Consider the following 14709-nt stretch of genomic DNA (forward strand, 5'->3'; position numbering starts at 1 on the left):
GGGTCCATGCAGATCTTCGGTGTGGACATCGGCGGATCAGGGATCAAGGGCGCTCCCGTGGACCTGGACCGCGGAGACCTGACGGCGGAACGGCACAAGGTACTGACCCCGCATCCAGCCACCCCCGACGCGGTGGTCGGCGGCGTCCGCGAGGTCGTCGACCACTTCGGCTGGTCGGGGCCCGTCGGCGCGACCTTCCCCGGCGTGATCACGGACGGCACGGCGCGCACGGCGGCCAACGTCGACAAGAGCTGGATCGGCACGGACATCCAGTCCCTGGTCTCGGCACGCCTCGGCGGCGTCCCCGTCACGGTCCTGAACGACGCGGACGCGGCGGGCGTCGCCGAGATGCACTTCGGCGCGGGCGTCGGCCGCACCGGCACGGTCATCCTGCTCACCTTCGGCACGGGCATCGGCAGCGCGCTGTTCACCGGCGGCCGCCTGGTGCCGAACACCGAGCTCGGCCACCTGGAGCTGCACGGCCACGACGCCGAGAAGCGGGCCTCCTCCAAGGCCCGCGAGGACGAGGACCTCAGCTGGGAGCACTGGGCCAGGCGCGTCCAGAAGTACCTGGCACACGTGGAGATGCTGTTCTCGCCCGAGCTGTTCATCATCGGCGGCGGCGTGAGCCGCAAGGCACACAAGTTCCTGCCGCTGATCGAGGGCATCAGGGCGGAGGTCGTCCCGGCCCAGCTGCAGAACAACGCGGGGATCGTGGGGGCGGCGATGGCGGCGGCGGGCAAGGCGTAGGCCCGGGCCCAGGACCGCCCCGGCTACGCGGTAGGCAGGCGCTTCCCAGGGGCGGCCCCCTGTGCCGGATGCCCCTGGCGCCCCTGGCGTCGCTGTGCCACCAGCCGGACCTTGCGTACGGTCACGACGATCCCGGCGACGAGCGTGCCGCCGTACAGCCACCCCGCGTGCAGCGCGAGGGACGTCACGAGCCCCATGAAGTGGCCGCCGAACCCGCCGGTGCCCCCGGAGATCGGCAGGATCCCCGTGGCGAAGGCGATCGGCACAGCGATCGGCGCGGTGATCAGGTCGGCGGGGCGCACCCAGAACGCGGTGAGCGCGGCCACCGGCAGGAACAGCACGCCGTAGGTGACGGCGGACTCGCCGACGAGCAGCCAGATCAGGCAGGCGAGCAGGAACATCACCGCCGAGCAGAAGAGCCCGCTGCCGAGCCCGGTGAGCCGCGGGTTCGGCACCCGGCGCAGCGTCCGGTACAGGGGCGTTCTGCGCAGGGCGAGGACGAACGGCGGGACGGGGCGGCGGGGACGTGCCGCGGCCCGGTAGACCGTCGCGGACTCGGCGGACCGCTCGGCCGACCGGTCGGTGGGGCCGCCTTGCGGAGGCAACGGCGCGGTGCGCCGCTGCCGGGCCTTGGGGGTGGCCTTCTGCGCGGACTGAGGGGGACGAGTCCTGTGTTGCTCCACCGGACCAACCTAGGTCGGTTCCCGTACGGAACCGTGCGCGGGACACGCGCTTTGGCCGAGCTTGGCCATGCGTTCGATACGTAGCCGGTACGGAGACGGGGGCCTGGCCCGCACGCCGTAGACTGGGGGATCGCCCCACGGTCGCTACGGCCCTCCGGGCCGTCCACCCACAGCCCTCACGTACGGGAAGTCGCAACGTGTCGCTCACGATCGGAATCGTCGGTCTGCCGAATGTCGGCAAGTCGACCCTGTTCAACGCCCTGACCAAGAACGACGTCCTTGCGGCCAACTACCCGTTCGCGACGATCGAGCCGAACGTGGGCGTGGTCGGCGTCCCCGACCCCCGCCTGACGAAGCTGGCCGAGATCTTCTCCTCGCAGAAGATCCTTCCCGCGACGGTCGACTTCGTCGACATCGCGGGCATCGTGCGGGGCGCGAGCGAGGGTGAGGGCCTCGGCAACAAGTTCCTCGCGAACATCCGCGAGTCGGACGCGATCTGCCAGGTCATCCGCGCCTTCAAGGACGAGAACGTCGTCCACGTCGACGGCAAGGTCTCGCCCAAGGACGACATCGAGACGATCAACACCGAGCTGATCCTCGCCGACCTCCAGACCATCGAGAAGGTCCTGCCGCGCCTCCAGAAGGAGTCGCGCATCAAGAAGGACATCGCTCCGAAGGTGGCGGCGGTCGAGGCGGCCAAGGAGATCCTGGAAAAGGGCGACACGCTCTTCTCGGCTGGCATCGTCCAGGGCTCGGGCAAGGAGGAACTCCTCCACGACCTGCACCTCCTCACCACCAAGCCCTTCCTCTACGTCTTCAACGTCGATGAGGACGAGCTGACGGACGACGCGTTCAAGGCGGAGCAGCGCGCGCTGGTCGCCCCCGCGGAGGCGATCTTCCTCAACGCCAAGCTGGAGCAGGACCTCGCCGAGCTCGACGACGAGGAGGCACTCGAACTCCTCCAGTCCGTAGGCCAGGAAGAGCCCGGCCTCGCCACCCTCGCCCACGTGGGCTTCCGCACCCTCGGCCTCCAGACCTACCTCACGGCAGGCCCCAAGGAGTCCCGCGCCTGGACGATCAAGCAGGGCGCCACGGCCCCCGAGGCGGCCGGCGTCATCCACACGGACTTCCAGAAGGGCTTCATCAAGGCCGAGGTCATCTCCTTCGCGGACCTGGTCGAGACGGGCTCGGTCGCGGAGGCGCGGTCGGCGGGGAAGGCGCGCATGGAGGGCAAGGAGTATGTGATGCAGGATGGGGATGTGGTGGAGTTTCGGTTCAACGTGTAGCCACCCCCCTGCCGAGATGTAGCCATCTCGCTCCTGAGGTGTAGCAAAGGGCCGGACTCTCCCGAGTCCGGCCCTTTCCCGTCGCCCGAGAAGGCCGATACCCGCCGGGAAACCCGTCGCCGCATGGGCAGACTCCCCGCATGGACATCTGCCTGCTGGACGCCACCGAGCTCGTACGTCTCGTTCGTCGCCGGGAGCTTTCGGCGCGGGAGGTGGTCGCGGCTCATCTGGCGCGGATCGAGCGGGTCAATCCCGTCGTCAACGCCATCGTGACGCTCGATGGGGACGGGGCGCTCGCCGCTGCGGCCGCTGCTGATGAGCGGGTCGTGCGTGGGGTGGAGCCCGGGCCCCTGCACGGGCTTCCCATCGCCTTCAAGGACACGCATCTCACGCGAGGCATGCGCACCACGCAGGGGTCGCCGTTGCTCGCCGACTTCGTGCCCGATGAGGATGAACTGCTCGTGCAGCGCATCGAGTTGGGTGGTGCGATTCGGGTGGGGAAGACCAACATTCCCGAGTTCGCCGCCGGGTCGCACACCTTCAATCCTGTTTTTGGGGCCACGCATAATCCGTACGGGCTCGATCGCAGTGCGGGGGGCAGCAGTGGGGGCGCGGCCGCCGCGCTCGCCGCCGGGCTTCAGCCGATCGCCGACGGCAGTGACATGGGTGGTTCGCTGCGCAATCCGGCCTCCTTCTGCAATGTCGTCGGGCTGCGTACGACGCCGGGGCGCGTGCCCGTCTACCCGGCGCTCGATCTGTGGGGGAGCCTGACCGTCGCCGGGCCGATGGGGCGTACCGTCGCCGATGTCGCGCTGTTGCTCTCGGTGATGGCCGGGCCCGATCCGCGGTGTCCGCTCTCGTTGGAGACGCCCGGAGAGGTGTTCCGTGCGCCTCTAGAGCGTGATCTGAGAGGGCTGCGGGTCGCCTGGGCGCCCGATCTCGGGGGGAGGGTGCCCGTCGATCCGGATGTGCGCGCCGTGGTCGACGAACAGGCCAAGGTCTTCGAGGAGTTGGGGTGTCATGTGGAGGAGGCGTGCCCTGATCTCGACGGGGCCGATGAGGTGTTCCGTACGTTGCGTGCGCAGGCCTTCGAGCAGTCGCTCGGGGTGTTCTTGGAGGCGTCGCCCGGCGCGCTCAAGCCGAGCCTCGTGTGGAACATCGAGGAGGGGCGCAAGCTCACCGGCGCCGACCTCGCCCGTGCCACCACCGAGCGCACCCGCATTCATCTCGCGGTGGCCCGCTTCTTGGAGCGGTACGACGTGCTGCTCGCTCCGGTGAGTCAAGTGGCGCCATTTCCCGTCGAGTTGGAGTATCCGGTCGTCGTCGACGGGCAGCCGCAGCACACCTACATCGACTGGATGCGCTCGGCGTACCTCTTCTCCGTGCCCGCCACGCCCGCGCTCTCTGTGCCCGCCGGGTTCACGTCCGACGGGCTCCCTGTCGGGTTGCAGATCGTCGGACCCTCGCGCGCCGATCGGGCCGTCCTTGAAGTCGGCGCCGCCTACGAGGCCGCGACCGGGCACGGGAGGCGCAGGCCGCAACTGCCTGAGTGAGCGTCAGCCAGTACTAGGAGAGGCGTGTTTCACCGTGAGCTCCCGCAGCGATGGCGCCTTGTCGTCCGCCGCGCGGACCGTGATCCGTACGTAGCGGGCGGCCGGGGGGTTCGCGGTGGGTGTGTGCCAGGTGTGTCCGTTCGTCGAGGTCCGCACGCGCTGACTCGCGGGCCGCACCGCCCACTTGGGGGTGATCGCGCCGAGCCGGGTCGGGCGGCCCAGGTCGACGGTCAGGGAGGCGTTCCGTGCGGTCGGGGACCAGGTGGTGACCGGGTTGCCGTCCACCGCGGCCGCCGCGTACAGGCCCGGGTCCTCGGAGGTCGCCTTCGCCGGGCGGCAGCGCGCCGCGTTGGTGGTGGGGGTCAGGTCAGGGCGTCGGGTCGTGAGCGTGGCGGGGGAGTGCGGGGTGGCGGTGAGTGTGCCGTCGCGCGGTGAGGTGATGCGGAAGACGTCGCCCGAAGTCAGCCTGACCGTCGTCCTCTTGGGGCCGATCGTGATGTCGAACGTCCGCCCGCGCCACCGCATCCCGCGCAGCGTCACGCCCTTCGCGAGCTGCGGCGGCAGCGTCGGGTCCAGGCGCAGCGCGTCGCCCTCGTGCAGCCTGAGCCCCGTGAGGCCGTGCGTGAACACTTGCAGGAAGCCGCCCTTGCCGGTGAGGAAGTCCTGCGCGGGCGATCCGGCGAGCGCGTCGCCCGCGCCCGCCTTCGTGCCGCGCGACTCCGAGAAGAGCGCGAACGGGCCGCGCATGAAGGGGCGTACGGACCGCTGGAGGTACGTGTACGAGGCGCAGCCGGGCTCGCCGATCGCGGCCGCGTCGATCGCGTGCACGGAGTCCGTCATCGCGGGCCCTTCCGGGTCGGTGCGGGCGCTGTAGTGGTCGAGGGTGGCGGCGGCCGCGCCCTTCGGCATGGGCCAGTCCAGCGGGTAGGTCAGCAGGACGGTGTCGGCCTGCTTGATGGTCGACCCGTCGTAACCGGCGTACTGGAGATAGATCTTGCGCTTCTTGTCGTACGGGATGCGGATCCGGTCGGCGGTCCGGGTCCAGGACGCCGGTGCCCTCTCGCCGAGGACGCGGGCCGCGCGAGCCGCCGCGCGCAGGGAGGTCGCGGCGACGGCGTTGGTGTAGACGCCGTCGGTGACGCCGTTGCTGTACTCGTCGGGGCCCGCCACGTTCTGGATCGAGTAACTCCCGTCCGTGTTACGGGTGATGCGGGACATCCAGTACTCGGCGATGCCCTTCAGGAGCGGTCCGCCGCGCTCGCGCAGCCAGGCGCGGTCGCCCGTCGCCAGGTAGTACTGCCAGGCGGCGAGCGCGATGTCGCCCTGGAGGTGGTTCTGTTGGACGCAGTGCGGCGGGTACCAGCTCTGGCACTCCGACCACAGGGCGCCCCGGCTCGCGCTGGTCCACGGGTAGAAGAGGCCCTTGACGGACGTCTTGCGGGCGTTCTCGCGGGCCGCGTCGCGGGTGAAGTGCCGGTAGGCGAGGACGGGTTCGGCCAGTTCGGGGCGGGTCGCGAGCAGCGCCGGGAGCATCCAGGTCTCGGCGTCCCAGAAGATCATGCCCGCGTAGTTGTCGCTGGTCAGACCGGCGGGCGCGATGCTGTCGCGGGAGCCCGCGCGGGTGGACGACAGTAGTCCGTACTGCGCCGCACGCGCCCAGAGTTGGAGGTCGGGGCGCCCGGGGAGTTCGATGTCGGAGGTCCACAGGCGCCGCCAGGCCGCCGCGTGCGAGGCGAACAGCGCGTCCCAGCCGAGGGCGGCGGCCCGGCGTGACGCGCGCTGGGCGGCGGCGCGGGGTGAGTGGGGCGTGTGTGTGGCGCGGGTGGTGTCGACGCCCACGTACTTGGTGACGTCGTACGTCCCGCCGTCCCGGACGCGGAATTCAGCGGCCTGACTGTTGCTCAACTCCCTTGCTCGGCCTGCCGCATGTGTCACCCCCGGCGCCTTGAGGGTCGACGCGACGGCGCCGTCCGCGCGGGTGCCGTCGGTGCGGAACGCCACGTCCATCGTCTTCTTGCCGCGCGGCCCGCCGCCCGTCTGCGCGATCCGTCGGGCGCCGCGCCCGTCGATGCGGTCGGTGACGGTGGCCGTGCCGGTCCAGTGCGGGGTCAGGCGCAGCCGTACGGCGCCGGTGTGCGCCCGGTCGCGGGCGGTCAGGACGTCGTACGTCAGGTCGGTGCGGCGCCCGTCGGTCGTTGTCCAGGTCAGCGAGGTGCGTACGAAGCCGCAGCGCAGGTTCATGGTCTGCCGGTAGCCGGAGACGTGGCTGTGCGGGCCGTAGGTCTCGCCGCCGACGGTGAGGTCGAGGGCGGTCCAGTGGGGGAGCGCGGCGATGGCCTCGCGGTGGGCGGTGTTCTCGGGCCCGCGCGCGTAGAGCCCCGCCGCGAAGGCCCCGTCGTAGCGCGGGGTGTAGAGGGGCCAGCCGGTCTTCTCCCCCTTGTCGCCCGGGTCGGGCGGGCTGTAGCCGGTACCGGCGGGCGGCACGCGTACGCCCAGGTAGCCGTTGCCGACGTACGGGTTGTAGGCACCTTTCGCGGGGCTGCGGCGGGTGGCGGTCGGGGTCCAGGTCGGATCGCCCGGGGGGTCGCAGCGTGAATCGGGGCGAGGGGTGGGGGTGGAGTTGGGGTTGGGGTTGGGGTTGGCTGCGGGGGTGCCCGCGGAGGCCGTGGTGGTGCCCGTGGTGGTCAGGGTCAGGGCGGCGGCGGTCAGGAGGGCGGCGGCGAGGCGTGGCTTCACGGACTGACGATGCTCCGTGGACCGGCCCGAGCGGGGCATGCCGCGCCGGAGCTGTCCTGCGGACGGGTGGGCGCGTGGGTGTGCGGGGGTGAGGTGCGTGCCGGAGCGTAGCCGGGTGCGGGGTGCGGGGTGCGGGGTGCGGGGTGCGGGGTGCGGTGCGCCTGCGGTGCGGTGCGGTGCGGTCGTGAGTGGGCCGTACCCATGGGGGTGCCGACCACTGTGGCTGCCTCCCCGGGTGGGAGCTGTTTCCAGGGGGCGGGTAGCAGCAACTTGCGTTCGTCGGCGGGCATTTCGGCAGGGGGCACGTGCAGGGCCCGTGCTCGGCGTAGCGTCAGTGCTGCGCGGCGCCAGCGCCCTGCGCGGCGCCAGCGCCCTGCGCAGTGCCCGTGTTCCGCGCGGCGTCAGCGCCCTGCCTGCGTAGCGTCAGTGCTCCGCGTAGCGCCAGCGCCCTGCGCGGCATCAGTGCCCTGTGCAGCGCCAGTGCCCCGCGCGGCGTCAGCGCCCTGCGCAGCACCCGTGCCCTGCGCAGCATCCGTGCCCCAGGCAGCACCCGTGCCCCACGCAGCGCCCGTGCCCCGCGAGCGCCAGCGCCAGCACCCCGCGCCCACGCCCCGACCGCCGCATCGAGCCGCACGCCAACCCCGCCCACGGGACGTGTCGTCGCGGGCCCCACCGGACGGCCGGGAGCGCTGACGGCCGCCGCGTCGCCAGCGCGCCGACAGGACGTTTCCGGCCACGCCGAAGAGGCAGGCCCGTGCGCGGCCGCGCGTCGCGTCGAACCCGCGCCGGGCGGCGTACTCCTGGAGCCGTGCCTCGGCCAGCAGGTCGCCCGCGGCGCCGGGCGCGCGCCCGGCGACGTACCCATGCGGCGCGGCCGAGCGGCGCACCACCAGCGGTTCGAAGGCCGTCGCGTCCCGCGCGGCGCGGGACGGCAGGGCTTCGCCGCCAGCGGGGCCCGCCCGTTCGTCCGGTGTCAGGAGCCCGCCCTCCCGGACTGCGGGACGGCGGCCTCACCCCCTACTCGGCGGCGGACAACGGTGGCGTTCGCGAGACCCCTCCGTACGCACTCCGCACCCTTCGTGACAGTTCCTGACGACCTGGCATGACACCTGCCGGACAGTTGATTTACGTCTGAACCTGACTCTTGTGGGTCTCCTATGGATCCGCCAATCTTTCGTCCCGACGGAGGCAAGGATCGGCAAGCCACCTTGACATGTTCCTGTCCGAAGTCTCCGCGCGTGTGGGCGCCAACGGAACCAATGGCCCCAAAAGAACCAATGGCACCGAACCCCCACCAACGCACCACCTATTGAGGAGGACCCCTCAGATGGCAGTGATGCGTCACACCCGCCGAAGACTGGCCGGGATCAGCGCGACAGCGGTCGCGGCCCTCGCCCTCGGCATCGTCTCCGCCGTTCCGGCCAACGCGGGCCCGGACCGCGCGGAAGGCACGATCGAGAACGCCGGAGTCCCCGGCTCGATCAAGAACAGCTACATCGTGAGCCTCGACAAGGGCGCGCCGAAGGCCCGTTCCGCCGAGGGCAAAGCCCTCGCCAAGGCGTACGGCGCGAAGATCGAGCGGACCTACGACAAGGCCCTCAACGGCTACGCGGTCGAGCTCACCGAGTCCGAGGCGAAGAAGTTCGCGGCCGACCCGGCCGTCGACGCCGTCGTCCAGAACCGGACGTTCACTGCCACCGCGACCCAGAACAACCCGCCGTCCTGGGGCCTGGACCGCATCGACCAGAAGAACCTGCCGCTCGACCAGAAGTACACCTACCCGGACTCCGCGGGCGAGGGCGTCACGGCGTACATCATCGACACCGGTGTCCGCATCAGCCACACCGACTTCGGCGGCCGCGCCTCCTACGGCTACGACGCCATCGACAACGACAACACCGCGCAGGACGGCCACGGCCACGGCACGCACGTCGCGGGCACCGTCGCCGGAACCCTGCACGGCGTCGCGAAGAAGGCCAAGATCGTCGGCGTCCGCGTCCTCAACAACCAGGGCTCGGGCACCACGGCGCAGGTCGTCGCGGGCATCGACTGGGTGACCAAGAACGCGGTCAAGCCCGCCGTCGCCAACATGTCCCTCGGCGGCGGAGCCGACAGCGCGCTCGACACGGCCGTCCGCAACTCCATCGCGTCCGGCATCACCTACGCGGTCGCGGCGGGCAACGAGTCGACCGACGCGTCGACCAAGTCGCCCGCGCGCGTGGCGGAGGCCATCACCGTCGGTGCCACGACCAGCACCGACGCCAGGGCGAGCTACTCGAACTACGGCAGCATCCTCGACATCTTCGCGCCGGGCTCCTCGATCACCTCGACGTGGAACACCAACGACACGGCGACCAACACCATCTCCGGTACGTCGATGGCGTCCCCGCACGTCGCGGGCGCGGCCGCGATCTACCTGGGCCTGAACCCCTCGTCGACCCCGGCGCAGGTCTCCGCGGGCCTGGTCAGTGCCTCCTCGACCGGCGTCGTCGGCAGCCCCGGCTCCGGCTCGCCCAACCGGCTCCTGAACGTCCCCGGCGGCACCACCAACCCGCCCGGCAAGTCGTTCAGCAACACCGACGACTACGCGATCAACGACAACGCCACGGCCGAGTCGCCGATCACCGTCACCGGCGTCACGGGCAACGCGCCCGCGTCGCTCGCCGTCCCCGTCGTCATCCAGCACACCTACATCGGCGACCTCCAGGTCCAGCTGATCGCGCCGGACGGCACGGCGTACACCCTCAAGGGGTACGGGACCGGCGGCAGTTCGGACAACATCAACACCACGTACACCGTGAACGCCTCGTCCGAGGTGGCCAACGGCACGTGGAAGCTGCGGGTCAGCGACAACGCGGCGCAGGACACCGGGAAGATCGACTCCTGGGGTCTGCAGTTCTGACGTTCTGACGTTCTGACTATGGTCCGTCCCGTTCGTTTCTCGCCTGGTTCGCTCCGGTCCGCGGGGCCGGAGCGGACCAGGTGTCCGAGATGTGAGCTTTGGGGCCGCATTTGCCGTTTCGCCTTCGCTCCCGACTACGATGCGCCAAGCTCTCCGCATCGCCCACCCTCAGGAGCACGGCCCCGTGGACATACCGCCGCCGCCCGGCCCGTACGCGTCGGGCCCGCACCAGCACCCGCAGCCCTACCCCGGCCCGTACGGCCCGCCCGGACAGCCTCCGTACGGCCCGCAGGGACAGCCCCCGTACCAGCAGTGGCCCGGCCCGTACTCGCCGTACTCCCGCCCGCCGGTGAACGGCTTCGCGATCGCCTCCCTGGTCTTCGGCATCCTGTGCTGCATACCCGGCATCGGCCTGATTCTCGGCCTCGTCGGCCTCTCACAGATCAAGAAGAAGGGTGAACGCGGCAAGGGCCTCGCGATCGCGGGCAGCATCCTGTCCGCGCTCGGCGTCGTGCTGCTCGTCATCGGCGTCACCACGGGCGCCGCGCGCGACTTCGTGGACGGCTTCAGGGAGGCCGCGCGCGAGTCCCGCAGCGGCTCCTTCCCCGTCGACAAGGGCGGCTGCTTCAACGTCCCCGACAGCGACCTCGACAGCGCGACGTACGAGTACGAGATCGACGAAGTGCCCTGCGCGCGCCCGCACGACGCCGAGGTCTTCGCGTCGTTCCGGGTGAACAACCCGTCCTTCCCCGGTGACGCGGCCGTCCAGGGCCTCGCCGAGCGCAAGTGCACGGCGTTCGCGACCTCGTACACGGAAGGGACGTCGGCCGACCTGAGCGGCGCCGAGGTCGTCTTCTTCGTCCCGGACCGCGAGACCTGGCGCCAGGGCAGCAGGCACATCACCTGCCTGTACGCCGCCGCGGACCAGTCGCGCTCCCTGGAGGGGTCGTTGCGGGGCGACGGTACCGGTGGGCGCCCGGACGGTGACACGGACGGTGACACGGGCGGCGGCGCGGACGGTGGCGCGGACGGTGGCGACAGCGCCGAGGTCTGACCGGCGACGCCTGCGGGAGGGCGTGCGGCGCGTGCCCGCCGGGAGGTCGTGCGGTGCGGGTGTCGTCGAAACGCCCACCCTGAGGGCCTTTTGTCCGCTTCTGTGATATTTCTTCGGCGTGACGTCCGCCAAGCCGCCTCCCGCAGCGGCCCGCGTCCTGCTCCTCGCCGCCGGACTCCTGAACGCCACGCTGGCCGTCCTCGTCGCCGCCCCGCTGCCCCGCGTCCCGCTCCTGGTGCTCGTCGCGGCCGCCATCACCTCCTGGGGTCTGCTGCTCGTGCCGCCGGGTCTGCTCGGCCTCGCCGCCGCCGCGGCCGCGGGGCGGCGCCACCCCTGGTGCGCGGGTCTGGCCGCGCTCGCCTCCTTCGCCGCCCTGGTGTACGGCGTGATGCCGTACGCGGCGGCCCTGGGCGCCGCGGGGCGCGCGGGTCAAGAGCTCGGCGCGGCCCGGTACTTCGACGGCGTCAACTACGCCAAGGTGCCGGCCCGGGGGCGCTCCCTCACGTACGCGCGCGTGGGCGACGGCCACGGCGCGCGGCGCAAGGAGAAGCTCAAGCTGGACCTGTGGGCGCTGCCGAAGCGGCGCGCGGTCCGTCACCCCGTGGTGGTGTGGGTGCACGGCGGCGGGTGGAACAAGGGGCACCGCAGTCAGACCCCCGAGTGGAACCGGTGGTTCAACTCGCGCGGGTGGTCCGTCTTCGACATCGACTACCGCCTCGCGCCCGGGGCCACCCAGCTCGACCAGATCGGCGACGTGAAGTGCGCGGTGGGCTGGGTGCGCCGTCACGCGCGCGTGTACGGCGTCGACCCCGATCGCCTTCTCCTTGCGGGCAGTTCGGCCGGTGGCAACCTCGCGCTCTCCGCCGCGTACACGGAGGGTGACGAGCGGGTTCCGGCCTCCTGTGCCGTGCGCGACAGCTCCGTGGCCGGGGTGATCTCGCTCTACGGACCCACCGACATGCGCCGCCTGATCGCGGGGACCGTGCTGCGGCGCGACCCGATGATGCCGCGCCTGATGGGCGGTTCGGCGAACGCCGTGCCCGCTCGCTACCGCCTGGGCTCACCGGCGCGCCTGGTCAGGGGCGACGTGCCGCCGACGCTGCTGCTGCACGGCAGCGCGGACCGGGCGGTTCCGGTGAGTCAGGCGCGCGAGCTCGCGCGACGTCTGAAGGGGGCGGGGGCCCCGGCGACGTACGTCGAACTGCCGTGGGCCGACCACTGTTTCGACGTGAACTGGGGCGGGTGGGGCAGTCAGATCGCCCGCGGGGCGACCGAACGTTTCCTCACCACGCTTGAGCGATCGCTATATCCGGGGAAAGGCCCTGCGTAAAGACCTGCGGGGAGAGAAATCATCACTTCGGGTGATTCCTTGGCCTTGGGTTGCACCCAACAACCCACGGTTGCCAGGCTGTTGCTGTCTGTCAACCTGATGGGAGTGGCCAGTGACTTTCGGTGAGCAGCCGGCGTATCTGCGTGTCGCGGGTGATCTCCGCAAGAAGATCGCCGACGGTTCGCTGCCGCCGCACACCCGGCTCCCCTCGCAGGCCAGGATCCGCGAGGAGTACGGAGTTTCGGACACGGTCGCCCTGGAGGCCCGGAAGGTCCTGATGGCCGAAGGGCTCGTCGAGGGCCGCTCCGGTTCGGGGACCTACGTGCGCGAGCGACCCGTCCCGCGCAAGATCGCCCGCACCGGTTACCGCTCCCTGACCGGCGGCTCCACGCCCTTCCGCCAGGAGCAGGCGGCCGACGGGGCGCGGGGCACCTGGGAGTCCCGCAGCGAGCAGGTGGAGGCGAACGCCCTGATCGCCGAGCGGCTCGGGATCCGCGTGGGCGACCGCGTGATGTGCACCAAGTACGTCTTCAGGGACGCGGGCGAGGCGATGATGCTCTCCACCTCCTGGGAGCCCCTCGCCGTCACGGGGCGCACCCCCGTGATGCTCCCCGAGGAGGGCCCGCTCGGCGGCTGCGGCGTGGTGGAGCGGATGGCCGCCATCGACGTGATCGTGGACAACGTCGCCGAGGAGGTCGGCGCCCGCCCCGGCCTCGCCGAGGAGCTCACCTCGCTCGGCGGCGTCCCCGGCCACGTCGTCATCGTCGTCCAGCGCACGTACTACGCGTCGGGCCGCCCCGTCGAGACCGCCGACGTCGTCGTACCCGCAGACCGCTACCGGGTCGCGTACCACCTGCCGGTCAAATGACCCGTCGCGCGCCGTCGTGGCGGCGCGCGACCGGAGGGTGAAGGGGCCCGCGCGCCCGCTGTCGGGGCGGGGTCCGGATGCTCCGGCCCGACCCTCGCGCCCCTCGGGCGCGCCCCCGCCGTTGCCCGCCCGTTGGCCGATTGCGCACCTCCTGCGTATCTCTTTGTGCAAACTCGTATCCGCTGAGTAAAGGTCGGGCGTAGGCTCGGGCATATGCGGATTGCGGTTTCCTTACTGATCGAGGCGTGGGGCGCGCCGGGGGCGGCGAGCGGAGGGGCGCGATGAACGACGGGACGGTTCTGCTGCCCTGGCTCGTCATACGCCAGGACGACAACGGCAACCGCTACCGCGTGGGCAGGTACGCGACCAAGGCCGAGGCGCAGAAGATCGCGGACAGCCTCGACGACCGCGGCCACCAGCAGCTGTACTGGATCGAGAAGCTGAGCCCGAGCGGCAGCGGACGGTAACGAGGGCGGCCCGCGGATTTCGAACCGGCCGCAGCGGAGCGCCTAGGCTCCGGCCCATGAACGATCGCATCGTGGTGGGCGCCGCCCTGTACGACGACGAGGGCCGCCTGCTCGCCGCGCGGCGCTCCGCCCCGCCGGAACTGGCGGGCGGCTGGGAGCTCCCCGGCGGCAAGGTCGAGCCCGGCGAGCGCTGCGAGGACGCCCTCGTGCGCGAGCTCCGCGAGGAGCTGGGCGTCGAGGCCGTACCCCTGGAGCGCGTGCCCGGGCAGTGGCCGCTGCCCAAGGGGTATGCGCTGCGGGTGTGGAAGGCCCGCCTGGTCTCCGGAGAGCCGGAGCCCCTGGAGGATCACGACGCGCTGCGCTGGCTGACGCCGGACGAGGTCTGGTCGGTGGACTGGCTGGCCGCCGACGTGCCCGCGGTCTCCGCGGCGCTCGCGGTGCCGGGCGCCGCGGACTGACTCCGCCTACGCCGTTCGTGCCACAGTGCGCCCAGGTAAGCGGTAATCCTGCCGGGATATCGGGTATGTGCCCATTAACCCCATGAAACCGGACAGGTTCCGCATCTGGTCTGGAAGTGATTCGGCGTGATCGACACCGAAGGCGACTGCGCCGAATGGGATTTTCCCGCGGACCCCGGCGCCGTCCGCACCGCCCGCGCCGTCGTCCGTGAGCAATTGGGCGACTGGGGCCTCGCGCCGCTCGGCGACGTCACCGTGTTGCTCGTGAGCGAGTTGGTGACCAATTCCCTGCGCTATGCGTCAGGGCCCATCGGCGTACGCCTCGTACGTCCCGTGGACCCCATGGGCACGCTGCGTGTGGAGGTGTCCGACCCGCTCCCCGACCCCCCTCTGGAACGGAACGCGGGGCCCGACGACGAGGGCGGCAGGGGCCTCCAGCTGGTGGCCCGCTCGGCCAGGAGCTGGGGCACACGTCCGGGCCGGACGGGCCGGACGGGAAAGACGGTGTGGTTCGAGCTGGCGCTGCCGGGTTAGAAGACTTGCAGTGTGCGAAAGGTGTCGGGCACAAGGGCGGCACGGGCCAAAAGGAGTCGAGTCCGTGCTGTGATCGTGAACGCCGTGT

12 protein-coding genes are annotated in these 14709 nt (G+C 71.4%); 10 read left to right on the plus strand and 2 right to left on the minus strand.

Annotated features, from left to right (window positions below; translation table 11 throughout):
- Positions 1-6: 6 nt before the first annotated feature.
- A complete protein-coding gene (ppgK, locus tag KY5_RS26310) occupies positions 7-750 on the plus strand; it encodes a polyphosphate--glucose phosphotransferase (RefSeq protein WP_098244539.1) in 744 nt (247 codons plus the stop codon).
- 23 nt (positions 751-773) lie between these two features.
- Here the strand turns inward: ppgK and KY5_RS26315 are convergent, their stop codons facing one another.
- The gene (locus KY5_RS26315; protein WP_418952817.1) at positions 774-1433 is read right to left on the minus strand and encodes a DUF6542 domain-containing protein; all 660 of its coding nucleotides are present in this window, start codon (positions 1431-1433) and stop codon (positions 774-776) included.
- A 197-nt stretch (positions 1434-1630) separates the two neighbouring features.
- Between KY5_RS26315 and ychF the strand changes: the two genes are divergently transcribed.
- Together ychF and KY5_RS26325 are read left to right on the plus strand one after the other, a co-directional pair.
- Positions 1631-2719 (plus strand): redox-regulated ATPase YchF, encoded by a 1089-nt coding sequence (ychF, locus tag KY5_RS26320; protein WP_098244540.1) that lies wholly within the window; start codon positions 1631-1633, stop codon positions 2717-2719.
- 140 nt (positions 2720-2859) lie between these two features.
- Positions 2860-4272: an amidase gene (locus KY5_RS26325; protein ID WP_098244541.1), complete on the plus strand. Its 1413-nt coding sequence runs from the start codon at positions 2860-2862 to the stop codon at positions 4270-4272.
- A 3-nt stretch (positions 4273-4275) separates the two neighbouring features.
- Here the strand turns inward: KY5_RS26325 and KY5_RS26330 are convergent, their stop codons facing one another.
- A complete protein-coding gene (locus tag KY5_RS26330) occupies positions 4276-7047 on the minus strand; it encodes a discoidin domain-containing protein (RefSeq protein ID WP_098244542.1) in 2772 nt (923 codons plus the stop codon).
- Between the two features lie 1288 nt (positions 7048-8335).
- Between KY5_RS26330 and KY5_RS26340 the strand changes: the two genes are divergently transcribed.
- The 7 genes from KY5_RS26340 (at position 8336) to KY5_RS26370 (ending at position 14621) form a co-directional block, all read left to right on the plus strand.
- Positions 8336-9910: a S8 family peptidase gene (locus KY5_RS26340; protein ID WP_098244544.1), complete on the plus strand. Its 1575-nt coding sequence runs from the start codon at positions 8336-8338 to the stop codon at positions 9908-9910.
- Positions 9911-10094: 184 nt separating this feature from the next.
- A complete protein-coding gene (locus tag KY5_RS26345; RefSeq protein WP_107645712.1) occupies positions 10095-10964 on the plus strand; it encodes a DUF4190 domain-containing protein in 870 nt (289 codons plus the stop codon).
- Between the two features lie 118 nt (positions 10965-11082).
- On the plus strand, positions 11083-12294 hold the full coding sequence (locus KY5_RS26350) for an alpha/beta hydrolase (protein ID WP_098244546.1): 1212 nt from the start codon (positions 11083-11085) through the stop codon (positions 12292-12294).
- A 112-nt stretch (positions 12295-12406) separates the two neighbouring features.
- Positions 12407-13162 carry a GntR family transcriptional regulator gene (locus tag KY5_RS26355; RefSeq protein ID WP_098244547.1) on the plus strand — a complete coding sequence of 252 codons (756 nt, stop codon included), beginning with the start codon at positions 12407-12409 and terminating at the stop codon, positions 13160-13162.
- Positions 13163-13443: 281 nt separating this feature from the next.
- Positions 13444-13629, plus strand: coding sequence for an SPOR domain-containing protein (locus KY5_RS26360; protein ID WP_098244548.1), 186 nt, complete (start codon positions 13444-13446; stop codon positions 13627-13629).
- 56 nt (positions 13630-13685) lie between these two features.
- Positions 13686-14087: a (deoxy)nucleoside triphosphate pyrophosphohydrolase gene (locus KY5_RS26365; RefSeq protein WP_098244549.1), complete on the plus strand. Its 402-nt coding sequence runs from the start codon at positions 13686-13688 to the stop codon at positions 14085-14087.
- A gap of 126 nt (positions 14088-14213) precedes the next feature.
- A complete protein-coding gene (locus KY5_RS26370) occupies positions 14214-14621 on the plus strand; it encodes an ATP-binding protein (protein ID WP_098244550.1) in 408 nt (135 codons plus the stop codon).
- Positions 14622-14709 lie beyond the last annotated feature (88 nt).

It is taken from the genome of Streptomyces formicae, assembly GCF_002556545.1.
Taxonomy (GTDB): Bacteria; Actinomycetota; Actinomycetes; order Streptomycetales; family Streptomycetaceae; genus Streptomyces; species Streptomyces formicae_A.